Here is a 26,967-nt window from a genome sequence, read left to right on the forward strand (position 1 = left end):
TTATTTGAAAGTTTTCCAAAACATTTCGTTAGAAGCCTTCGTGTCTGAATGCACTTTTTTCTGCACGTTTTGAGCCATTGATTCTGTTAAAATCGGCTGTCGATTTAATTCCGGCAAAGCCAGAGGTTTTCTTCTAATTAGACGCTCAGAAGAGTCTTTCCAACCTTCTACAATGAGATGGGCATTCGTTCCGCCATCGGCAAAACAATTAATTGCCGCAGCAGGCGTTGTCTCCTTCCATTCGACCTGTGATCTGCAGAAATACAAATCTGTCTTTTCTATATCAAAGTACGGCATATGTTCGTTACCTGACAGGAATGGAACCAATTGTCTATGTTTCAGCATTAAAGCTACTTTAATCAGGCTTGCGATTCCCTCTGCACATAATGGATGCCCGATGTTAGGTTTCACCGATCCCAGCCCTAACGGAGCCTTTGATTCAGAACGGTAAATGGATTGAATCGCCTTTAATTCAAGTAAATCTGTTACTGCCGACCCCGATCCGTTCGCTTCAAGATAGCTGATCTCTTCTGTCCTTTTGCCGCTTTTTTCAAGCGCTGTCAGCATGACATCCTTTTGCGCCTCTAGATTCGGAGATGATGGGCCTGCCGTTCTTCCGTCATTATTAATCGCAGCGGCTTTAATGACTGCATATATGGAATCTCCGTCTTCAAGCGCTTGGCTGACGGTTTTGACGAGAACCATGCCAACGCCTTCTCCTAAAATGACACCGTCTGCCCGCTTATCAAAAATATGGAATGACGGTTTGTCACATAAAAGTCCACGTTCATGAAACATTCGATGCGCATCAGCATCAAGCAAACTGACGCCGCCTACAACCGCTGCCTCAATATCTCCGCTTCGCAGAGCCTGAATGGCCATATTCAGCCCCACAAGCGCAGAGGAACAAGCGGTATCCAAGACAATACTCGGTCCCTTCAAGTCAAAAAATTGTGAGATGTTAGCCGCTAAATAGTTTTGTCCGCCAGCGACTATCGGGTTTCTTGCTTTTGAAAGACTGGCCGGATCAGGCTTGTGCTGGCTGCGGCCTCCTATATAAACACCAGCCCTCATGCCTTTCACTTCTTTCTCTGTATAACCGGCGTGATACCACAGTTTCAAGCTTTCCTCCAATACAGCCAAAGCTTGGGGATCCATCGCTCTGACATCGTTTTCGGACATCATGAAGAAATCATGATCAAATCGGTTCATTTCCTCAATGAGGCCCGCGTAATTGGAGCTGGAGTTCCCGAATCGGTCAGGCGGAACAGGTGTAATCGCGGACCGTCCTTCACGTATTAAATCCCAGTATTCTTCAAGAGTTTCCGCTCCTGGGAACCTGCAACTAAGACCGATGATGGCGATGTCCTCAGCAAGAAGTGCCGTTTTCTCATGGCCTATCTGCTGCGGCCGCTGTTCTGGCACCGGCTTTTGCTTCATTGCTGATTGCGGCTTGACAGGTGTCTGTTTCTCAGGAACAGATGGTTGTAAAACAGCTGCTATGTCATATTTCGAAATGAGCCAGTGTGCAAAGGATTCTATTGTCGGATATTCAAACAAAATTGACGGATCAATATCTCCATTTAATTGTTCGTTCATCTGCTGTACCAGCTGGGCCAATATAATTGAATCAATTCCGTATTCTTGGAAAGGCTCATCCGTTTCAAAGTCTTCTGCAGCTATCTTCAGTTCTTCTGAAAAAAGCGTTACGAGCCAGTCAACTGTTTCAAGAAACACGGTTCGAGTGCCGGCCTGCTCTTTCATCTCAGGATGCGAAAGAGCTTCGGCAGGCAGTGACGGCTGCATCAGCTTGTCCGGCTTCCAAACATTTTTATCTGGAACCGCCGGCAGCACGACAGCATACTGTCTGTCAGATAGAATTTGGTCAAGCAGCTGTAATCCCTCATCGTTTGTTAAACTGATCAATCCAGTTTGTTCTAAAGCTTTGCTTCGGACCTCACCTAAACCGGTCTCCTTCCAGTTAGGCCACTGAATGCTTACAATGGGACATTTATCTCGATGAGCCTCTGCAAAATAATCCATAAAAGCATTTGCCATCGCGTAATCAGCTTGTCCTGCTGCTAGGGCAGGAATCGCCGCTGAAACTGAGGAAAACAAAGCAAAAAACGCCAATGGTTCATCATAAAGCAGGTCAAACAACGTTTGCAGACCTTCGACTTTCGGTTCAAGCACCTGTTCGATCTCTTTTAGTGATTTTCTGATAAAAGCCGGGTTTTGTTTGTTCACCATCCCGGCACAATGGATGACTCCGCCAATCGCCCCCATTGTTTCGTGTATTGTCTTCAGGCTCTGTTCGACAGTAACCCTGTCTCCCAGATCCAGAGAAAGCACCTGAACTTGCGCACCCATGTCTTCTAGCTCTTGAACGGCTTTTATTTTCTCGGCAAGCGAGACAATGTTCACCGAATTCCACTGGTCTCGCGGCGGAAGCTCTTCACGGCCGATAAGCACCAGCCGCTTAACGCCGTATGTTTTTACAAAATGCCGCGCACACAGCAAGCCTAGGCCTCTTGTCCCGCCTGTAATGAGCAGAACTTTGTCTGTTGAAAACGATACTTGCTTATGACTATGAGCGGCTTCTCCTGGCTGCTCTGCCAAATATGCGCGATATCGCTGTCCGTTTCGATAACAGACTTCTGCTTCTGTGCTTTTGGCATAAAACTCTGCTGCAATCAGTCTGGCCAGCTCCTCAAGAGAGGCTTCGCACTCCATATCTGCATGTCTTGAAGTAAGGTGGCTGTACTCGCTTTGAAGCATGCGGTATAACCCGGCCCGCGAAGCACCAGACAAATGAACAGCGTCATTTGCATAAGCCTCCAGCCCCTTTGTTACACCTAAGATCGTCAAATGATGCTTGCTTGTACGTCCTTGCTCGATCAGCTTTTGGAGCCAGTTTATCCAGCCCAAAGACTGCTCGTGGCTCGTTCCGCATCCGATCAGATCGATTGCTCCAGCAACGTGTTCATAGTCCGCAGCAGACACCCGATCCAGCTCTTGACTGTCAAATATACGGTATTTCGAGAAATACGTCGAAAGCTCTTCCGCTAATGCCATTGTCTCCTCATTTGCCAAAATGGCGACGGTTTGATTCGTCATTTCTGCCGGTTCAATCGGACAAGGCTGCCACTGTTTACGCAGAAAGCAGCGCTTTGGCATCAGTTCGGAATGAGGGAGTGCTGTAGCAATGGTTTCGAGTTCACCTTCTTGAGTTGGCAGCCAGTAATACTCTTCCGCGAACGGATAAGCAGGCAGGCTGATTCGCCGAGGCGTGTATTCTCCATAAAGCTCATTCCAATCTATCTGCAGCCCTTTCACCCATAGTTCCGCTACTTTCTCCAGCCTTTTTTTCTCTATCCATGTTTGCAGCAACGCTTTGGCATCGTGATCCGTTTCAAACAGCTTGATTTCGCTCTTTTTCGTTTTCACGTGAGCAGCAAATATACTGTTGTTCTGCATTTCAGCCAAATAATCATCTAAAGCTTTGATCAGCATTTCTCTCGAATCCGCCAAAAATGCCAGCCGATAATCCATTGCTTCCCGGCCCGTCTGAAGTGTGTATGCCATATCCTCCAAATTGATATCTTCATTGGCGGTTACGAAATCTTTCATTGCTTCCGCATAGGCCTTCAATTGCTTCTCTTTTTTCGCTGAGAGTACAAATAATTCTGAGCGGTGCTGCTTTGTTAATCGATCGTTCCTCTTTTCAGGCTGGTATTCCTCTATGACGATATGGGCATTCGTTCCGCTATATCCGAAAGAGCTCACACATGCTCTCCGCGGTTTTCCATCAGCCGTTTCCCAAGGCTTGAGCTCCGTATTTACGTATAAAGGAGAATGCTCAAATTGAAAATGCTCATTCGGCGTCGTGAAGTTCAATGTCGGCACAAGTGTTTTATGATTCATGCACAATAACACTTTTTGAACCCCGGCTACTCCTGCCGCCGCCGATGTATGGCCAATATTGCTTTTGACGGAACCGATTGCGCAAAACTGCTTTTTGTCTGTTTTTTCTTGAAATACGGCAGACAGGGCTTCTAATTCAATTGGATCGCCTTGTTTTGTTCCTGTTCCGTGCATCTCGACATAACTGATACTCTCAGGATGTATGCCGTATGTTTCATATATGCCTCTTTCCAGGTCCATTTGGCTTTTCGCACTCGGTGCTGTGATTCCGTTTGTTTTCCCGTCCTGATTAATACCCGAGCCAATGATGATGCCATAAATATGGTCACGGTCCGCTTCTGCATCTTTCAGCCTTTTCAGAACAAGCGCACCCGCACCCTCGCCGGGCACAAAACCATTCGCGCCATTGTCAAAAGCTTTACATTGTCCATCAGGTGAAAGCATGCCGGCCTCACACATACTGATGTAAGATTCCGGCGTTAGATATAAGCTGACACCACCGACCAGCGCCATATCAATTTCTTTGTTTATAAGTGCCTGGCGCGCTAAATGAGTGCCGACCAATGAAGATGAACATGCGGTATCAATCGGAATCGCAGGCCCTTTTAAATTTAGAAAATACGGAATACGCGCCGCTGCGATCGCAAAACTGTTTCCGGTGGCATTTGTTCTTGACTGCCGATTCAGCATGACCCCGTATTCATTGCTCATAATGCCGAGATATACGCCGCATTTTTTCTCATTTAAAGTTCTGGCGTTATACCCAGCGTCCTCAAAGGCTTTATAGCCTTCCTGCAAAAAGATTCGATGCTGCGGGTCCATCAGTTCAGCTTCTGACGGCGGAATATTAAAAAACAACGGATCAAAATGTTCAATATCATCAAGCATCCCCATTGATTTGCAGTAGACTTTCCCTTTCTTGTTGAGGGCAGGATCATAGTATTTGTCAACATCCCACCGTGATGTTGGAATGTCCCGAATGGCATTCCTTGCATGAACCAGGTTATCCCAATACTCTCTTACATTACGAGCGCCCGGGTATCTTCCCGACATCCCGACAATCGCGATCGCATCCTCGGGGCGGTCTTGACGAACAGGAACTTGTTCCTTCTCATGTTCTTTCTTTATAGGATGTTGAACTGACTGTAGCGGTCGCTCTGCCGGATTTGGAATAGATGGTGCTGCTGGTTTTTGCTGCGTTGCTTCGGTCGGGACAGTATGCTCTATCTTTCTATCATGATGAGTTCCAAGCTCAGACTTTAGCATTTCGGCAAAATCACGTATCGTTGGATAATCATATACAGTGGTCACTGTGAAAGACGTTCCGTACTGCTTGTTCACCGCTTTTATCCATTCGAGTCCGGTAATCGAGTCCATTCCGATATCTATGAACGCTTCGTCAATATCCACCTCGTATGGCTCCATGTATAACACGTCCGCTATGCTTTCCTTCAATTTTTCATGCAGCGTTTCAATTGCTTCCGTATATTGTCTTGATACAGATATTTCTGCCGCGGCATATTGAATCGTTTCTTCAGGTTCTTCTTGCACTGGCTGATGTTCTAACGGCTGCAATGATATATTAGCCGGTTTAGCAGCAGGCACAGCTGTTTTTTGTCTGATTGGCGGGTACGTCTCCGTTTGTTTTTTCTCCCTAGCGTGTGGGCTTAACTCACGTGCTAAGTAAACAGCGAATTCTCGTGTTGTCGGATAATCATATACCTTTGTGACATTTAACGATGTGCCATACTGTTTATTTATTGCTTTTATCCATTCGAGCCCGGTAATCGAGTCCATTCCGATATCTATGAATGCTTCATCTGAATCAATCTCGTTTTGGTCCATGTACAGCACTTCCGCTAAGCTCGCTGTCAGTTCATCGCACAAGGACTCCGCTGTAATGGTCTCTATTTCTGTATCTGGAGGAAGCTGGACTGCTGAAAGCTGCGGTTTTCCCTGGTCTGCTGTTAAAGGCTGTAGCGTTATATTGGCAGGCTTGCCGCTGGCTTCTCTGGCTACAGACGGCTTTGAAATAACGGGCTGTACCGGAGCGAATGTCTCTACCGTTCTTTTTTTCTCAGCCTTTGCATTTACGTCTATCCAATAGCGATCTCTTGCGAAAGGATAGACGGGTAAACTGATTCGCCGCGGTTTTTGATCCTGATAAAGCGTGCTCCAGTCGATTCGCAAACCTCTTACCCACAGGTCTAAAACCTTCGCGTATTTTCCTTTCTGCAGCCATGCCTCAATTGTTTTTGACATATCTTCATCAGCAGCAAAAGCAGCAATGGCTTCTTTGTTGCGCTTTACTTGTCCGCGATAGACATATTCACGATTTTCTGTTCCCGAGATACATTCATTCAGTTTTTCTTCAAGCTCCTGCATCGTTTCCACAACGAACGCCAGCCGTTCGTTCATCGCTTCCCGTCCGACTTGCAGCGTATAGGCAATTCGGTGCAAATCTGCTTCAACATATTTTTGTTTCCGAATGGCATCCAGCAAATCTTCCGCGCGTTTTTGAAGTCTTTCCTCATTTTTTGCTGAGAGCACAATAACAGCTGGCTGCTTCCTCGCTTGGGGTTCCTCCACAGGTTCCGGAGCATACTCTTCTATTAAAATATGGGCGTTCACACCCCCGGCACCAAATGAAGAGATTCCTGCGATTCTCGGTAATTCGATGTCTTTGCCATTGACACTGATGATCGGCCTCTTCCACTCTTCTAGCTCTTGCTGTACTTGAAACGGTGAGTTAAGGAAGTCAATATTCGGATTCAGCACGTTTGAATGCAGGGATGGCGCAAGCTGCCTGTATTTCATTTGGAGCAATACCTTCGTTACTCCTGCAATACCTGCCGCACTCTCACAGTGCCCGATATTTGATTTGGCTGACCCTATTGCACAAAATTGTTTATCATCGGTTTCTTGCGTAAACACTTTGGACAGCCCTGTGATTTCAATAGGATCACCGAGAGAGGTTCCGGTGCCGTGGGCTTCGATGTAACTGACTGCCCGCGGGTCAATCTCCGCTTCCACAAACGCCTTTTTGATGACATCTGCTTGGGCATTCGGGTTGGGAACTGAGTACCCGTTTGTTTTTCCGCCGTGGTTGATGGCCGTCCCCTTAATGATTCCATAAATGTGATCACCATCTTCAATGGCTTTAGACAATGGCTTCAAAAGCACTGCTCCAACGCCTTCTCCCGGCACATAGCCGTCTCCGCCCTGCCCGAAGCTTTCACACCGGCCTTTGCTGGACATAAATTTGTTCTGCCCAAGCATCAAATATTTATTTGGGTGAATTGACACATTCACGCCGCCCGCGAATGCCGCCTCACACTCTCTGCGCTGTAAGCTTTGGCATGCCAAGTGGATAGCCGTTAAAGAAGAAGAACACATGGTGTCTAAAGCAATACTCGGCCCGTGAAAATCAAAATAATAAGATACCCGATTCGCGATGGATGATGGATTTCCTGTTAAAGCCAAAGACCGTCCCCGCACCTGCTCTTGTGCCCCGTACAGCTGATATTCTTCGTACATGACACCGACGTAAACACCGACGCTTCCGCCAAGCTCAGCATCACGCTTACGGCCGAGGTGTTCTCTTGTATAGCCTGCGTCTTCCATCGTTTCATACACGCACTGCAAAAATAAACGCTCTTGCGGGTCCATTAATTTGGCCTCACGCGGCGATATATGGAAGAACTGCGGATCAAACTTGTCTACATCCTTTAGGAAGCCTCCCCACTTGCTGTAGGTTTTTCCAGGCTTGTCTTTATCTTCATCATAATAAAGACTGTGATCCCAGCGATCTTCCGGAATTTCAGTAATACAGTCTCGACCGTTTCTCAGGTTTTCCCACAATTCATCAATATTGTCTGCCTGTGGATAGCGGCCAGAGATACCGATGATCGCGATTTCTTCCGTTTCCTTTTCTCTTAACTTCTTCTGCTCTTTGCCTTGCAAAGGAAGAAATCCAGACTTTCTTGGAGTAACTGGAATTTCTTGTTTTTCAGGTTCTGGTTGTCTTTCAACAGAAGCTTTTCTTGTTTCAATTCCCAAGATGTCCAGCAATTTTTCTCTGTGGGAATCAATAAAATACCGTGTTAATGACCGAATATCCTGATATTCAAAGAACAACGTCTTGGACAAAGAACCGAACCCTTTTTCTAATTGACCCGTTACATGCATGATCATGATAGAATCGATCCCGTAATCTTCAAGAGGAGCTTTAGCATCAATCTGGCCGGCTGGCAGCTTGATCACCGAAGAAAGCACCTGTTTAAAATAGTTCTCGGCTTTTTCTCTCAGTATCTCTTCATCGGCTTCCCCGATCATGCCTGCTTTTTCTGCCTCCTGATTGAGACTGGCTTTTTTGATATTGTGAGATTGGCCCTTGCCATGTCCCGTTTCATGTAAAAATGCACAAATCCGATCAGTAACACCGGAAGCAACTAACACTTGCGGCTTTCCAGACGACCAGCAATGATATAGCGCCTGAATCCCACGATCTGTTTCCATGGCCACCATGCCTGTTTCGCTTTTCAGCATTCTTGCAGTGTCCGCATCAATTTGCATGCCCCCGTCTTTCCACAGCGGCCAGCACACTGAAAGAGTCTTTCCGTAACGTTTGTGAAGTTCCGCTTGGCCATTTCGATATTCGCTGAATGCATTCATAAATGCATTGGCCATTGCATAATCAGCCTGTCCCGCGCTTCCTACCGCCCCGGCACCCGAGGAAAAAAGGATAAAGAAATCGAGCGGAATATTTTTCGTTGCTTCGTCAAGGTGAATCAGTCCGGCTACCTTTGGAGCTAGAACGGTTTGAACCTCTTCTTTCTTTTTCTTCATAATGAAATTATCTTTTATTAAACCGGCGCTATGAATGACGCCGTCTAAGTCGCCATAAACGTTTTGGATCTCTTTTAATAAAGTATCAACCGCTTGTTTCTCGGTCAGATCCGCTTGTCTGTAAACCGCTTGGATGCCAAGTTTCTGTAAGGCTTGAAGCTTCTTCTGTTTTCTTTCATCAAGCGGAGAGCGCCCTGTCAGGATCACAACCGCGCCAGTCGTTTGGTTTGCGATTTCAGTTGCAAAGATAAATCCAAGACCCCCTGCACCGCCTGTGATCAGATACACGCCATTATCCTTCCATGGCATGTCAGTACTTAGGTGCACACCAGACGCTTCTTTCCACCTGCTGACAAATCGCTTTCCTTGCCAGTGGCGGATATGCGTGTCACGCGGACAGCGTCTGTTTTCCTCCAATATTTTGAATAGGTCACCAGCTGGCATCCCGGTTTCTATTTCAATCAACTGCCCTGTCAGTTTTGGATTTTCCAGTTCAGCCGTTTTGAGCAGTCCCGTTAAGCCGCTTAATAGCTGAGGCTCTTCCAACGCAGGCACCGCCACTTGAATGAATGTATGTCCCCCTGTATTTGAGTGCATCAGCTGTTTGATTTCTTCAAATAACTGTATGGCATAACCTTCAAACCGTTCATCAATTGCCTCGGCATCATGCTGCAGAACTGTACAGTCAAGATGATTTCGGATGCTTTCCATTTGTTCTCCAATATCACAGACAACGACTTTATGCGTGTCGTACTCTATGAACTCTTGCTTCTCTGCAGCACATTCTTCCCAAATGTGTTCGAACAATAGCGTGTCAGTCGCTTCAGAAGGATCTTCTTCATCTGTTTCTAACACTCTTGCAGAATAGCCTCTCAATCGCACGCAAACCTGCCCCTCTTCATTGCATAAATCGATATCAAGCTTCTGCATACGATCCCCAGCTGTACTGCCCTCGCTATATGTGATCCGCGCCCACATAGATGCCTCGCAGCTTTTGAAGATTTGGACATCCTGTATTGCAAAAGGCAGCATTGCCTTTCTGTCTCCTAAACTTATATCTTCTCCCAGCCTCAAACCGATAGATGCTTGAAATGCCGAATCTATCATGCTCGGATGCAGAATATAATGGTCTTTTGTATCAGAAACTACAGGAGGCATTGTCAATTTCACTAGAACTCCGTTTTTACCGGCATATAGGCTGTCGATCGCTCTGTGGCTGTCACCATAGTGAATCCCCATTTCTCTATAAGCCTCGTAGCAATCAAAAGGTGACAGAGTCCGCTCATGATAGCCTGCCTTCAGTTCTTCAATGTTGATGACCGGATTTTCCCCCGTCTCACCAAGCACTGCACTTCCTTGCCCGTATATAATCGGAGAGCTCTCTGCGCTTTCAGGGGCCCGGCAGATTTCAAATGCAATCTCCCCATTGTCCTCAGGATATAGACATACATCTATATCTTTTTGCTGTTCCGTGAAGGCAAACGGCCGAACCCAGACGATGTTCCGGAGCTGGAACCCTGACGGGAACTGATCCGCAGCTGCCCTTTCCACAGCTGCCCGAACCATCTCCAATAATGCCGCGCCAGGTAAAACGCGTTCGCCCTTTATGACATGATCCTTCAAGAAAAATTCACGTCCTGTAAACGTTGAACGAAAGCGGACACCCGATATGTCGGACACATTTTGATGCAGGAGAGGATGCAGGATGTGTCGTTTCTCCTTTAAACGATCAGTCTTTTTCTCCGCTTTCGGCACCCAATAACTCACCCTCTCAAATGGGTAAGTCGGTAGGCTGATCCGCTTTGGTTTGTTTCCGTCGTAAAGCAGCTTCCAGTCAACACCAGATCCTTTCGCCCACTGCTCTGCAATCTGATCGAGCTTTCTTTGCTCCAGCAATTTATGTACCGATTCGGCAGAAAGCGATGATTCGCTTCCTCGTGACACGCGGCCTTTCCAGGAATGCTGAATGGTTTCTCGTCCTTCTATAAAAGCCTTCAATTGGTCGCTCAATTCTTGAATTCCGGATGCTAAGAAAGAAACTCGTTCTTCCATCGGTTCACGGCCTACCTGCAATGTATACGCCAAATCTCTAATCAAGATCCCATCATGAAGAAAATCCAAGAGACGTTTTGCATATACACGAAGACGTTCTTGATTACGCGCAGAAAGCGGAATTACTGCGGACATGTCAGAATCTGAGGACAAAGAAACTTCCTGCTCCGCTGTTTGAGGAATATATTCCTCAAGAATAATATGTGCGTTTGAACCTGTTGCGCCAAAAGAACTGATCCCCGCCCGCCGCGGATAAGGGACGTCTTCCCCATTCTCCTTGATAACAGGCTGCTTCCACGTTTCTGTTTCATGCTGTACATAAAATGGAGACTTTTCAAAATCAACGTACGGATTCAGTTCTTCGGAATGCAAAGAAGGCACAAGTTTTTGATGATGAAGCTGAAGGGCAACCTTGCTTAAACCGCTGATCCCCGCAGCGGATTCGGCGTGCCCGATGTTTGACTTTACAGAACCGATTGAACAAAACTGCCGATCCTGCGTATATTGGCGGAACGCCTTCACTAACCCCTGTATTTCGATTGGATCTCCTAAGGACGTGCCCGTTCCATGAGCTTCCACATAACTGATCGTCCGCGGGTCAATTCCCGTTTTCTCCAAGCATGTCTCAATCAGATCAGCTTGAGAAACAGGGCTCGGCACTGAAATGCCGCTGACAGTGCCCACATGATTCACAGCACTTCCTTTAATAACTGCATAAATGCGATCTCCGTCTTCCTCCGCTTGTTGCAAAGGCTTCAATAAAACCGCGCCTATACCTTCGGCCGGCACATAACCGTCCCCACCCTTTCCAAACGTACGGCAGTGTCCGTCAGTGGAAAACATATCCCAGACCCCGTATGTCATATATTTATTCGGGTGCAAAGACAGGTTCACTCCACCTGCTAACGCGACATCGCACTCACCGTGGCGTATGCTTTCCAACGCCAAGTGCACTGCGGTCAGAGAGGATGAACATACCGTATCGACCGCCATACTCGGACCGTGAAAATTGCAAAAGTAAGAAACACGGTTGGCGATTTGCGCATAGTTGAGCGAGAGAGGAAACACATTTTCTGCTGATGTTTCTTCAGCTCCTACTAATGTATAATCCTTGTGCATGACGCCGGCAAAAACGCCTACATGCTGCCTTTTGTTTCGTCCTTTAGGCTTGGCTAACGTCTTTGGCGTATAGCCCGCATCCTCAATCGTTTCCCAGCATGTCTCTAAAAACAGCCGCTCCTGAGGGTCCATTGTCTCTGCTTCTCTCGGCGTGATTCTGAAAAATTGGGGATCGAAGCATTCGGGATCATCAATAAATCCGCCCCATTTGGAAATGTCCTTACCCGAAGGAGATGTGATTCCTTCAAAGCGCCGCCAATCCCAGCGCGATTCAGGGATCTCACTAATGCAGTCCTTCCCCTCTTTCAGATTGTTCCAAAATTCATGAATATTGGCTGCCTTCGGATACCTGCCCGCCAAGCCGATTATCGCAATGTCGCCTGCTGCCTCGATAGGTACAGCACGAGATTCTTCAACAGTCTTACGATCGTTTATTGTGTCGGAAACGCGTGCTCTTTCATTCTGGCCAAGGGAACCAGCGGCACTAAAATGCTCAGCATACTCCTCGGCAAGAAACGCTGACAGCTCAGCTATGGTGGTATGCTCAAACAGAAGAGTCGGCGAAAGGCTTTCACCGATCTTATCACTGATCGTTTCTACCACCTCAAGCAAGCCCGATGAATTCAGTCCCATTTGGTAATAACCGACCTGTTTTTCAACTTGTTCTATCGGCTTATTGATTTTCTCTGCGATTAATTGACTTACGAACTGTTCAGCCCCGCTATAGGAATCTATGGGAGAAGATACCGCGTCAGCAGGTTTATCACGCTCAGCAGTGTCCGCTCTTGTCATCTGGGTCTCCTGTGCATCTTGATGTTTTCCGCTAATCAGCTCCGCTTCTCGCACCAATTTGCTTGTAAAGTTTTTCAACTCAGCCACTTTTTCTCCCGATGCATTAAAAAATTCAAGTGTTACATAAATCAGCTCTTTTTCCCGCCGGACGGAGGAGCGCTTAATTCTCGTCATGCAATCCGACTGCAAAAGTGCAGAAGCGGAAAAGGATTCATAGAACAGAGGCAAATACAGCCTCTGTTCTCCTTTAAGCAAAGATGTGAGCAAATGATTGGCACCCACCCCGCTCCCGTCTATGAGAGTCGGGTGAAACATAAAGCCTTCTGCGTGAAGCATGGCTTCCGAACCGAGAGAAAGCTCAAGAAGGACGCCGTCTTCCTCTTCATAGATGCAGCCACTTGCTTTCATATATTCGCTGTGCACTAATTCCTGACGTCTGCATTGTTCATATACATCATCAAGCTGAACAACGTTCTGTACAGATGCTTTGATTTGACTGAGATCCAGTGTTTCTTCAAATATGGCTGGGGAGTCTGCGTACATGTCAGCCTTCATATAGAGCTTTTCTTCTGAAGCTTCTTTCCCATCACGTTTTTCAATTCCCTTGGCTGTGATTTGCCACTGTCCTTCTTTTTTCTCCGCGCATTGGATAGTAAGAACAATTACTGCATCCTGTTCAGCCGTTAATGGCTGATAGATGGATAAATTGCGCAGCTGAAGCTCTGAGCAGGAGAAGCCGTATTCTCTGAATATCTGGTAGATTATATCGATATAAGCCAATCCCGGCAGGACATTTTGTCCGTAAACCACATGGTGATAAATAAACGGATTTTTTAACGATAATGTGAGTTGTTTCGTTATCTTTTTCACGTTAGACCTCCACCTCATAAGTATCCCATATGTTTGCCGCAGTCATTTTCGAAGTCTCCGCCTCCAGCTTTGGCTCGCCTGGCGAAAGCATTCGTTTCTTTAATTGAGGAGGCGATATTGGACTCCGCTTGATGGCGTGTTTTTCATCTTTTTCCCACGCCTCTACGATGACATGGGCATTCGTCCCCCCATCGGCAAAGCAGTTAATGGCCGCCGCAGGCCGTGAATCTGTCCATTTTTCCTGGGCTCGGCTGAACGTGATGTTCGCTTTCTGTTGATCGAAATGCGCCATCTCTTTTTCACCTGATAAAAATGGGACAAAGCGGCGCTCTTTCAGCATCAGCACAACCTTAATAAAGCTGGCAATCCCTTCAGCACATAGCGGATGCCCGATGTTCGGCTTGATTGAACCGAGAGAAAGAGGCGATGAGTGACTGGAACGGTACACGGATTGGATCGCTTTTAGCTCAAGGAGATCGGTGACGATTGAACCTGACCCGTTTGCCTCGAGATAGCTGATGTCCTCTGGTTTTTTTCCGCTTTTGGAAAGCGCATCTTTCATGACTTCCTTTTGCGCCTCCAGATTAGGTGTTGCAGGCCCCGCCGTTCTTCCGTCATTATTGACCGAGGCCGCTTTCACAACAGCATATATGGTATCTCCGTCTTCCAGCGCCTGTTTTACGGTTTTTAGCATGACCATTCCGACGCCTTCACCTAACACAACTCCATCAGCACGCTCATCAAACACATGGAAGGATGAATGCTTGCTTAAAATGCCGCGCCGATCAAACAGACTGTGAGAGGCATCAGAGTTCAGCAAGCTGACACCGCCGACTATGGCGGATTGAATTTCTCCGCCACGCAGCGCCTGAATGGCCATATTCATGCCGACCAAAGCTGATGAGCATGCAGTATCAACTACAACACTCGGGCCGCGGACATCAAAAAATTGTGAAATATTTGCCGCTAAATAATTTTGGCCGACTGTCACGATCGGATTCTTAGCATGATCAAGGCTCTCTTCATCAGGTTTGTGCTGGCTTCTGCCTCCAATATAAACGCCTACAGGCTTGCCCTTTATTTCCTCAGGTGTATAACCGGCGTGATACAAGAGTTTCAGACATTCTTCCAATACAAGCAGTGCTTGCGGGTCCATCGCCCTTACGTCTTCTTCATGAAGCAAAAAGAAATCCGGATCAAAATACCTGACGTCATCAATCATGCCGGCATAATATGGCGTCTTGCGGCCCCAGCGCTCTTCCGGAACCGGGCCGATTGACGAACGCCCCTCAGATAGTAACGACCAATAGGTTTCCAGTGTATCTGCTCCAGGGAAACGGCAGGAGAGTCCGACAACAGCAATATCTTCTGCATGAGAGCCCGGTGACAAAATCGCTGGCGCCTGAATCTGAGTGGCAGGAGCTCGATCCTCCACAGGAACAGGTACCTCCGCCTCTATTTTGTTCTCCAAAGGGGCTGATGCATCCGATACCCTGCCTCCAAATAGAGCGGACAGCATTTCGGAATAAGAACCAATCAGCCAATCTGCGAACCTTTGAACTGTCGGGTATTCATATAGAATTGACGGATCGAGCGCTGCTTCTAATGTGCGGTTTATACGCTGGAGCACCTGCGCCAAAATGATCGAATCCACGCCATAATCCTGAAATAACCCGTCAACCTCGAAGTCTTCACGATCTATTCTCAGCTCTTCGGCAAACAAGTCAACAAGCCAGGACTGTGTTTCAGATAATAATCCATCATTTTTGGAAACTGCATCGACATCTTCAATGTCTCTTGCTGACGTGCTCTGTAAAGCAGCTTCCTGCAAACCGCCCTCATGCCGTTTTCTCCTCATCATCAGCAGTTCCGGCTCCCAGTTTGTTTGATTCGCCATCGCAGGGAGAACAACCGGCCCGTACATTCTCGCTAAGATTTGATCGAGAAAACGTAATCCTTCTGAATTCGTAATGCTCAATAAGCCGCTTGCCCGATACGCTTGATTTGTCACTTCACCCATACCGGTTTCTTTCCAGTTCGGCCATTGAACACTGATGATCGGCACATGTGTCTGATGTGCTTCTGCAAAATAATCCATATAGCTATTGGCCATCGCATAGTCAGCTTGTCCCGCCGAAAGCTCCGGAATAATAGCTGAAACAGAAGAAAATAAGACAAAAAACTGTAATGGCTCGTCACACACATGGCGATATAACGTTGTAAGACCTGACACTTTAGGTTCTAGCACCCGCTGAATATCATCGGCAGTTTTTCTGATAAACGCCAGCGTATCCATATCCGTCAGACCTGCACAATGAATGACACCGCCGATCGTCCCTAAGGTTTGCCTGATATGTTGCAGCGTTTGCCCGACCTGAGCATCATCAGATAAAGCAAGGGACAGCATTTGCACCTGCACACCTTGTGCTTCCAGTTCCCTCACTGCCTGGATTTTCTGGGCCACTGATGTGTTCGAGGTGTCAAAACGAGCCCATTCCTCTCGCGGAGGAAGCTCCTCTCGTCCGGTCAGCACCAGCTTTTTCACTCCATAGTGCTCCGCAAAATGTCGGGCGCATAATAGCCCAATGCCTCGTGTGCCACCTGTAATGAGAAGCACATGATCCTTTGGGAAGGCCGCGTTCTGTTCCGCTTCCTTACCTGTTTCTGGATGAGCTTTTAGAAAAGCTTGATACCGTAAACCATCCCTGTAGCAAACCTCCGTATCATGAGAATCTGAATAAAACTCATCAGCGATCTGCTTCGCGAGACGGTGATGATCAATAATTCCCTCTGCATCCATATGCCTTGAAGTAAGGTGGCTGTATTCGCTTTGAAGCATCCGATATAACCCAGCTCGTGAGGCGCCAGCCATCCGGACGGATGCATTTTGAAACGATTCGAGCCCCTTTGTCACACAAAGCAGCCTGAGTCCTTCTTTATGCCCGAATTCAACCATTTTTTGCACCCATTCAATCCAATCCAGCCGGTCTTCATCATGCTCGCCGCAGCCGATGACATCCACTATGCCGTCAAACTCTTTCCAATCGATGTCTGACTGATTATTGTCTATCCGGCTCACATCTAATAAGAGATGATTTGGAAAATACGAAGACACTTCTGCTGCTAAATTTGCTGTCTCTCGATTGCTCAGGATAGCAACCATTCTTGTTCCCGGCACTGTTGAGCCAATTGGACTCAATCTCCATTGTTTTGTCAAAAAGCATGGGACGCGGTCTTCAATTGCATTCACCAGTTCTTTCTTGTCCCTTTCTGAATGTTCCTTTGCCGGCACCCAATAGTAATCCTTCGCAAACGGATATGAAGGGAGGCTGATCAGGCGCGGTTTGGTCTCTCCGTATAATGTGTTCCACTCAATGGTGACGCCTTTGACCCATAAATCAGCAAGTTTGGCGTATTTTCTTTTTCTGATCCAAGCTTCAATTGCCAACGCCATATCCTCATCCGCTGTAAAAATAGCCTGGGTCTCTTTATTTCGATGAGACTGTCCCCGCAAGAACCCTTCTGTTTCTTCCTTACCGTCAACAAACGCCTGCAGTTTCTCTTCAAGTTCCTGCATCGTCCCCGCAACACACGCAAGACGCTCATCCATTTCTTCGCGTCCGACTTGCAGGGTGTAAGCGATGCGGTGTAAATCCTGCTCTGTATATTTTTTATCGCGGATCGCTTCAAGCAATTGCGAAGCACGATCTATCAGCCTGTTTTTATTTTTAGCCGACAGCACAATCACGTTTGGCTGTTCTGTAGCCGTGTGTTCTGAATTGGCTTTTGGCATATATTCTTCAATCACAATATGAGCGTTTACTCCGCCAATCCCAAATGAACTGATTCCCGCACGGCGCGGAAGCTCGTTTCCGTCACGATCTGTGACAGCCTTCCATTCCTGTTTTTCCTGAACGATGTAAAACGGGCTGTCAGTCAGCTGAAGATAAGGATTAAGCGTCTCACAATGCAGGCTTTTCACTAACGTTTTATGCTTCATTTGAAGAAGCACTTTGATCAAACCGGAAATGCCTGCTGCTAGCTCTAAATGACCGATATTGCTTTTAACTGAGCCAATGCCGCAACGGTGATCAATAACATCCAGCTGTCTCTCGTTGGTTAGTTCCTTAAACGCGGCTTTCAGCCCGTTTATTTCAATCGGATCGCCCAATTCAGTCCCTGTTCCATGTGCTTCGATATATGTGACAGTGTTTGGGTCTATGCCTGCTTGTCGATATGCACGCACCAACAGATCAGCTTGTGCTTTCGGATTAGGCGATGTCAGGGTATTGGCTCTTCCGCCGTGATTTTCCGCCGTCCCCCGTATAACACCGTAAATGTGATTTCCGTCGCGTTCAGCATCTGCCAGCTTTTTCAGCATGACCATTCCGACCCCTTCGCCTCTGACATAACCATTCGCATCGGCGGAAAAGGTTTTACACCTGCCGTCTTTGCTAAGCATGCCAGCCTTGCTGTAGCTGATGTGCGCCTCTTCTGTTAAGATCGTATTCACGCCTCCAGCGATCGCCATCTCACAATCACCGTTTTGCATCGCAGTCACAGCACGGTGAATGGCTACAAGAGAGCTGGAACAAGCCGTCTCGACTGGTTCGCTCGGACCGTGGATATTCAAAAAATAACTCATTCTATTCGGGCCAACCGAAGGAATCATATGACCTGTAGCAGCATGGCCTTCAATTGGAAGATTCGCTCTATGAAATAGATCTTTATAACCGGTGTTTCCCGTACCGATAAAGATACCGGTCCCTGTACCCGAAAGGTTTTGCGGCGAGCAACCCGCATCTTCCAGTGCCTTCCATACGTATGTCATTAACAAGCGCTGCTGAGGGTCTACATAATCAGCTTCTCGCGGCGAAATACCAAAAAACAATGGATCAAACTCTGCGATACCGTCAATAAATCCGCCCCATTTGATGTCGGTTTTATTGACGTCAGTGTCTGGGTTTCCATAATGCTCCCGCCAATCCCAGCGTTCTTTCGGGACTTCTGTAATGCTGTCTTTGCCTTCCTCAAGATTTCTCCAAAATTCATCTATATCCATAGCGCCAGGGAATCGGCCGCTGATGCCGACAATTGCAACCGGCTCAAAATCGGCAGCCTGCTTTTTGTTTCTTTCTGCTTTTGCAATATCTGGCTGTGTAAAGCGGCGCTTTCTACGCGATTTGATTTTCGGCGCTTCAGAGGATATTGTGTTTAACTCTTCCTGCCCCTCTGGTTTTTCTCGCTCCTGAACTAGGGTGTCCCCATGTTCAGCGGTCAAATACTCAGCTAGGCTTTGGATGCTACCGTATTCAAAGAAAATGGTCGGCGTTAGCTCCAACTGAAATTCTTCGTTGATCTTGTTTGTAAAGACAGTGAATGTAACCGAATCAAACCCGTATTCACTCAGCTCTGTATTGACATCAATATCTTCGCTATTTACTTTTAAAATCGCACTGACCATGCTGCTTAATGATGCCTCCAGGCTGTTTAAACTGTGCAATGAGTTTGTTCTTTCCTCTACGCCTTTAAAAGTAGCATCTTGATCCCATTCGCCCTGATACGCAGCAACTACATATTCAGCCAGGCTTTGGACACTACCATATTCAAAGAAAATGGTCGGCGTTAGCTCTAACTGAAATTCTTCGTTGATCTTGTTTGTAAAGACAGTGAATGTAACCGAATCAAACCCGTACTCACTTAGCTCTGTGTGGACATCGATATCGTCAGTGTTCACTTTCAAAATCGCGCCAACCATTTGGATTAAGGCTGCTTCCAATTGTCGAGCTTGTCCGTGATCCTGATCCGCCTTTTTCTGATCGTTCCGCTTGGCTTTCGTTCCTGCAGAAAGCAGTTTTCGTTTCATTTTCTGAAGCTGTCCTTCCATCACAAAAACTTGCGGCTTATCAGATGCCATCCCTTGATAAAATGCTTTCAAGCCACTATCTGTCGGCATCGGGACCATTCCCGTCGTTTTCAGCATTCTCTTTTCATCTTCAGCGCCGACTTGCATACCGCCTTCTTCCCACAACGGCCAGTTGAAGGAAATGGTGGAGCCGGATCGCTTTTTAGATGCCGCAAGAGAACGGCGGTACGCGGCAAAGGCATCCATAAACGTATTGGCTGCTGCATAATCGGCTTGTCCAGCGTTCCCTAAACATCCCGAAACGGATGAGAATAAAACGAAAAAATCCAATGGGAAATCCTTGCTGCATTCGTCTACATGTAACAACCCGTTTACTTTCGGCTGCAGCACTTCTTGAAGCTCTTCATTCGTTTTATGAATGATGAACTGATCTTTAATGCTGCCTGCACCGTGAATGATTCCATTGAGAGTGCCATACCTTTCTTTGATTTCCTCAAAAAGATGATGAACAGCCTGCCGATCACTTATATCAGCCTCTCGATAGACAACCTCCGCTCCGATGCTTCGAAGAGCCTCCAGCTCGTTTTCCTTATCTTCACTTAAAACAGACCGCCCCGTCAGCACAATCGTCGATCGGCCAGTTCGATTGGCAATTTCCTTTGCAAACAGAAGACCTAAGCTGCCTGCTCCGCCAGTGATAAGATAAACGCCTTCGTCTCTCCACGGCATATGGGGCGTATCAGCTGAAGGAATCGCCATTTCCCGCCAGCCTTTCACAAAACGGTTTCCAGCTTCATATCGAATCTGTTTGTCAAATGGCCTCCGGCTATCGTCTTTCAGCATGAGATGAAGGTCTTTTATTTCTTCAGGTTTCTCAATTTCGATAACCTGAGCAGTCAGTTTGCTAAACTCTATTTCTGCTGTTTTAAGCAGACCGGAAACGCCGGCAAACAATTGCTTCTCTTTTTCAAACGGAACGATTGCTTGAATGATGATGCGGCCTGCAGAAAGCTCACGGAGCTTGCTTCGCAGGAGTTCAAATAGATTCTGCGTGTAACATTGATAACGTTCAGCAATATGTCCTTCAGCTTCGTTCAGAGTAATCACACGGGCATCTTTCATGTGGGAGGCAATGCTGTCTGTGACACTTCGTTCAGTTTCGAAGAGAACAATGATATGCTCCGTGTACGAAGGATCTTCGTCCTCTCGTTCTCCATTCTGTTTTTCCCACACCGGCTCTAGCATTAAGCGTTCGTGCCGTGTTGAAGGCTTTGAAGTATGAACCTCTCCTTCTAATACTCTTGTTGAGAATCCTTTGATCCTGACACATACGTTTCCACTCTCGTCAATGACATCGATATCCGCTTTCTGGACAACCCCCCCGGAGTGGTCGCTGTCACTTAAGCGAGCATAAGCCCACATAGAAGACGAACAGCCTTTGATCACCTCAAGCTCTTCAAGCGCAAATGGCAAAATCAGCTTTTGATCCGCTAATTCCTGCATGATGCATATCGTTGCCGTCTGCAAGGCGGAGTCCATGATACTTGGATGCAGCACAAACTGTTCATTCGTTCCAGAAACGGTTTCCGGAAGCTGCAGCTGAGCCAAAACCTCTCTGTTTCCTATATTCACATTCTTAATTCCTTGGAAGGCCGGACCATGGAACATCCCTCTGCTCCTGCCTTCCTCGTAAAATTGATCGGGTGACATCTCTCCTTTACCGCAGCGGCGTGACATTTCGGCGAGGTCAGCGACCGGCGTTTCGGCTCCAAATACCAGCTCCGCGCTGCCTTGACTATGAATAACAGGGTCGTCCCCGTCTTCCTGTGTACTGTAAATATCAAAAGTGATTTTTCCATCTTCTTCAGGAAAGAGACTGATATCGACTTGAGCTGAATGTTTATCAACCACAACAGGCTGAACCCAGACTGTATGATTCAATCTGATTCTGACATCTTGGGCAATTTCACTTCCTGCCGCCTGGTTTATAGCCGCGTACGCCATTTCAAGGTACGCAACACCAGGAAGCACCGGCTTTCCTCTTACCACATGGTCTCTCAGGAAGAATTCGTCACCAGTGAAAACCGAACTGAATTTCTGTTCAGAAAAATCGGATGTATTCTGATGAAGCAACGGATGAATAGAGCCGATCCCTGTCTGATTTCCGGATCTCTGCGCCACCGGTTTGCGGTCATCCTGTGACGGCCAGTATCGTTCCATTGCAAATGGATATGTCGGCAGACTCATTCTGTATGGGCGCTCACCTTTGTAAAGCTGCATCCAATCCATATGCGCTCCCTTGCTCCACATGTCCGCAAGCTTGTTTACTTTTCCTTTGGCCATCCACTTGCGGATAAGTTCAGCACTGTCCTCATCCTCCGTCAGCCATGAAACCTCTCTTGCATTGTGCTTACTTCCTTGAAAACAGCCTTCAATCGCTGTTTTTCCATTAATAAAATCTGCGAGCCTCTGTTTTAACTCATTTACATGCTCAGCTATAAAGGCAACGCGATGCTCCATCGCTTCCCGCCCCACCTGAAGGGTATACGCCAAATCAGGCAGCTGGCTGTTCTCAAGCCCTCTTCTTTCCAAATAGGCCAAAATATCTTCTGCATACTCTTGCAGCCTCTCTTTATTTTTCGCCGAGATCGGGATAATGCAGGACTTGTCTATCTTTCTCTGATTTGAATCCCTTTTGAATTGTTCAAAAATGGCATGGGTATTTGTCCCGCCAAGCCCGAACGAGCTAAGTGCAGCCCTGTGCGTTTTGATTTCACGGCTTAACGTTTTCTTTTGATCGACGACGTAGAAAGGAGAGCTGGCTAAGTCTGTATTTGGATTCGGCTCCTTATAATTGATACTCGGTGCAAGCTCTTGATGATAAAGACTCATCACGACCTTAATGCAGCCCGCGAGACCGGCGGCTGTATCTAAATGTCCAATATTGGTTTTCACTGATCCAATGCCGCAAAATTGCGTTTTATCTGTATATTGCCTGTAAACGTTCGTTAAAGCCGCCAGCTCGATTGGGTCGCCCAGCTTCGTTCCGGTCCCGTGTGCTTCCACATAACAGATTGATTCAGGCTGTATCTTCGTTTGATTCATGACCTTTTGCACGACGTCAGCCTGCCCTTTGACACTTGGAGCATAAAAACCGACTTTGTCAGCGCCATCGTTATTTACACCTATGCCTCTTAGCAAGGCATAGATATGATCCCCGTCTTTTACAGCTGCAGCAGCTTTTTTCAGTAATACAACAGCAACGCCCTCGCCGCCTATCATTCCATCAGCTGAAGCGTCAAAAGCTTTAATATGTCCGTCACTTGAAAAGTTCAGCCCAGGCTGATGCACATATCCGATATTTGACTCGGTATGCAGCGTTGCACCGCCAACTAAAGCATAATCAGATTCACCCGACAGCAGGCTTTTATAGGCAGAATGCAAGCCAATCAGAGATGATGAGCAGTTGGCATGGACGAAAAAGCTTGGCCCTCTCAGTCCGAGCTTATGAGAAATCATTGTCGGAATCGTCCCGCTCTGTGCAAGCACCCACGAAACATAGCCGTCCGGCGTCTCCAGGCTCTCTGTTGTATCTGACGCCAGCAGCGCGCGATAAGAATTATTGCTTGCCGACATAAAAACACTGGTTTGCGGAATCTGTCTCGCAGCATAACCGGCATCTTCTATTGCTTTCCATGAATGAGTCAGCAGCATCCGAAGCTGAGGGTCCATAAATTCAGCATCTTTAGGAGAGATTTGAAAGAAGCTTGGATCAAATCTGTCTTTCCCCTCAATGAAAGATTTAGCCGGGACATAGTCGGCATTCTCCGCTATTTCCTTTGAAATGCCAGAGCGCTGGAGCTCTTCTTTACTGAAAAACGTAATGCTTTCCTTGCCGTCTCTGAGGTTCTCCCAAAATTCATCATGATTTTTTGCCCCTGGAAATTCACACGATATGCCAATAATCGCCACACTATTCTCATAATAGTCCGGGAGATCGCTCATCTCAGTAGAATGGGCAATATGAGCTGCTGGCTCTGTCGGCACATGATCGCTTGCATCGTTCATGCGCTGTTCAGTGATGTACTGGCTGATATTTTTGATCGATGAAAACTCAAACAGGTCTGTGACAGAAAACTCACAGGATAGTTCATGTTTGATGCGGTCAGCCACAGTGACCGCGAGAAGCGAATCCCCGCCCACATCGAAAAATCCGTCTTCCCATTCAATCTCACTCGTTTTCAGCACTTCCTGCCAAATAGCCAAAACAGTATCCTGAATGTTCTTACGAGAGGGCTGCCTTTCCATTAGCGGTTCCCCTGTTACATCGATAGTCTTAAGGCTGTTTCTATCTATCTTTCCGTTCGGAGTTAATGGCATATGATCAAGCTGAATAAAATAAGAAGGCACCATATAGGCAGGCAAAGCTTTTTTCACAAAATGACGCAGCTCTCTTGCTGTGAGTGAAGCATTTTCATATTTAGCTGTATAATAGGCAGCTAGGTTATCCATACCTGCAACCACAACGCATTCCAGAATGCCGGGATGCTCACTAAGCCTGCTTTCAATATCACCAAGTTCAATACGGAATCCGCGGATTTTCACCTGATTATCGATGCGGCCTATATATTCAATTCGTCCTCCCGGAAGCCAGCGGGCCATGTCTCCCGTTCTATAAAGCTTAGACCCCGGCTCAAAAGGATTGTCAATGAATCTCGAATCCGTTAATTCTTCCTTTTTGTAGTAGCCCTTCGCCACACCGTCTCCTGCAATGCACAGCTCACCCGGGACACCAGCCGGAACTGGCGCGAGCTGAGAATCCGTAATATAAATTTGTGTATTGGCGATCGGCCTTCCTATCGTGGCATGAGAGCATTCATCGTGAATGCGCTGAACCGCCGACCAGATTGTTGTTTCGGTTGGCCCGAACATATTCCAGGCTTCGCTGCCCGTATGCAAGAAATATCGTTTTAATGTCTCAGGCAATGCTTCGCCTCCGCATAAAATTTTCACGCTCTCTTCATTTTCCCAGCCTGAATAAAAGAGCATCTTCCACGTAGCGGGGGTTGCCTGCATCACTGTCGGTTTGATCATTCGGATGTCCCGTTTCAGTTTTTCAACGTCTTTTGTATGCTCGGTTTGACAAATATAGCAGTGTGCGCCTTTTATTAAAGGCAAAAATAATTCCAGAGCGGCGATATCAAAACAGTAGGTTGTGACAGCAAGCATTTTATCCTCTGGCGTAAGACCTGGTGTTTCCCCCATCGAAACGAGAAAGTTTGTTAAAGCTTTATGCGGTATCATGACACCTTTTGGCTTTCCTGTACTGCCAGACGTATAAATGACATATGCCAAGTTTTCCGGTGTGACAGTTCGTGTAAGCACTTTTCGATCTGAGGCTGTTTGAGCAATCTCACCCCAATCTTGATCTAAAAGAACAGTTTCGATACCGTTCCAACTCAAAGTATTTACTAATTCTGCTGTCGTCAGTGTAATGAAAACTTCACTGTCCTTTAGCATGTATTCCAATCGTTCAGCCGGATAGGACGGGTCTAGCGGCACATATGCTCCCCCGGACTTAAGAATCGCTAATAATCCCACTAGCATCTCTAGCGATCGATCCACATAGATTCCCGCCAGACGGTTCGGACCCACTCCATGCGCCTGCAAATAAATGGCGAGCTGTGTGCTTCTTTCATCAAGCTCCCGATACGTCAATGTTCGGCCTTCATAGCTGACAGCTGCTCTACCAGGCGTCTTTTTCGCCTGCTGCTCAAACAACTCATGAAAACATGTATATGGATACGTTTTGTCAGTGGCGTTCCATGTTTTAAGAATCATCTGCTTCTCTGCCTCAGGTAATAAAGCGTACTCTTTTAAAGGCTGAGAAGGATTCAACATCGCCTGCTCTGTTACATAAACAAACTGGTCGAACATGGCGGATATCGAAGCCGCATCAAACAGAGCTGTGTTGTACTTGATGTTCAGCTCCATTTTTTCTTCTGTTTCCCACAGCTCAAAAACTAGTTCGTATTCGCCCTCTTGATGAATACAATCAACGAAATCGACAGAAAAGAAGTCAGCATAGCGGCTCAACAAGCTTTGATAGCTTCCGGATTGAAGAAAATTCTGATAGAAAAAAGCAGTTTGAAATACCGGTGAACCTGCTTGACTCCGAGGAATATGCAGATCCCTCACCATTTTTGGAAAAGGATAAGGTGCATGATCAAGCCCATCCAATATCGTTAATTGCAATTTTGAAATAAAGCCAGAAAAAGTGTCTGCCGGGTTCAGCTCACTCCGAATCGGGAGCATATTGAGAAAATGTCCAATGGCATCATCAAATCTTTCCTCCGGCCTCACCATGGCCGGCATGCCGACGATCTGTTCCTTTTGCCCGGTGTAACGGCCAAGCAGCATCATATAGCAGCTTAAGAATACCGTCGTAACATTTACAGAATGCTCTTTCGCAAACGTCCTGACCTGATTCATGAAGCCGCTGGACAGCTGCCGGGTGTATGTATCCTCTCCAAACTCAGAATCGCCTGAACTTGCGCTGACCTTAGGCAATTGAAGATTCGGCAACGTTCCCGATAGCTGTTTTTGCCAATACGTACGATGCTTCACACCGTCTTTGCCGGCAAGCATGTTTTTCTCCCATGCCGCAAAATCATGATAAATGGCAGGAGAAACAGCTGTATCCGGCTGCTGTCCTTGTAAAAGAAGCTGATAGGTATCAAACAGACTGCGCATCAATGTGACAGACGAAACTCCGTCAAAAATCAAATGGTGAATGACAACTAATAGAAAATGCTCTTGTTCAGATCTGGAAAAGCTCATGACACGCACTAACGGGCTGTTTTCCTTTACATACGGTTCCTTTACTTTCTTTCTAAGAAAAGCAGGAATATCAAACTCTTTCATACTTGAGATGTTTTCTGTCTTGATTTCAATTGAAAGCGCTGGCTCATTTTTCAGAAATGGCACTCCGTCTTTCTCTTGGATGACGTGCTTTAAGATTGGATGCTGATTCAATACAGAGTCGAAAGCCTGCTGTAATGTTTTAAGGTGAAGCCCTGATGAAAATCGAAAACAGAGCGGTACGTGATATGCACTTTTTTCGGGTGACATTTTTTGCAATGTCCATAATCCTTTTTGAACCTCAGAGAGGGGCTGAAAAATTGCCTGACTCCTTTCCGGTTCCGTTTTATATGTGTCAGTGCCCTTTTTGTCAGCAGACAAACTGCTGATGCCTTCATGTTCAGATAGATAGCTGGCTAAGCGTTCAATTGTAGGATATTGATGTATCTCTCTGGCTGTAAGTTTGATTTGATAGTGTTTCTCGATCGATCGAATGAGCTTCATCATCTTGATAGAATTCACACCAAGACTTTGGATATTTGCATTTGGCTCCGCCCAATCGCGGGAAACGTGCAGTTCCTCAGTCAAACAGGTGAGCAGATGCTCCTGTATTTCTTCCCTTACTCTTTTCACAT

General features: G+C 46.8%; 2 protein-coding genes (1 of these 2 cut by a window edge). Both read right to left on the reverse strand.

Annotated features, from left to right (window positions below; translation table 11 throughout):
* Entirely contained in the window at positions 1–13,623 is a 13,623-nt protein-coding gene (locus NZD81_RS06450) for a type I polyketide synthase (protein ID WP_289859762.1), read from the reverse strand.
* Positions 13,607–26,967: the 3' portion of a non-ribosomal peptide synthetase gene (locus NZD81_RS06455; protein ID WP_289859763.1), read on the reverse strand. The gene runs 1,759 nt beyond the window's last position; the window shows 13,361 of its 15,120 coding nt (coding positions 1,760–15,120); its start codon lies off the right edge, out of view; its stop codon occupies positions 13,607–13,609. Before NZD81_RS06455 ends, NZD81_RS06450 begins: the two co-directional genes overlap by 17 nt.

The organism is Bacillus sp. B.PNR1 (assembly GCF_030386235.1).
Lineage (GTDB): Bacteria > Bacillota > Bacilli > Bacillales > Bacillaceae > Bacillus > Bacillus stercoris.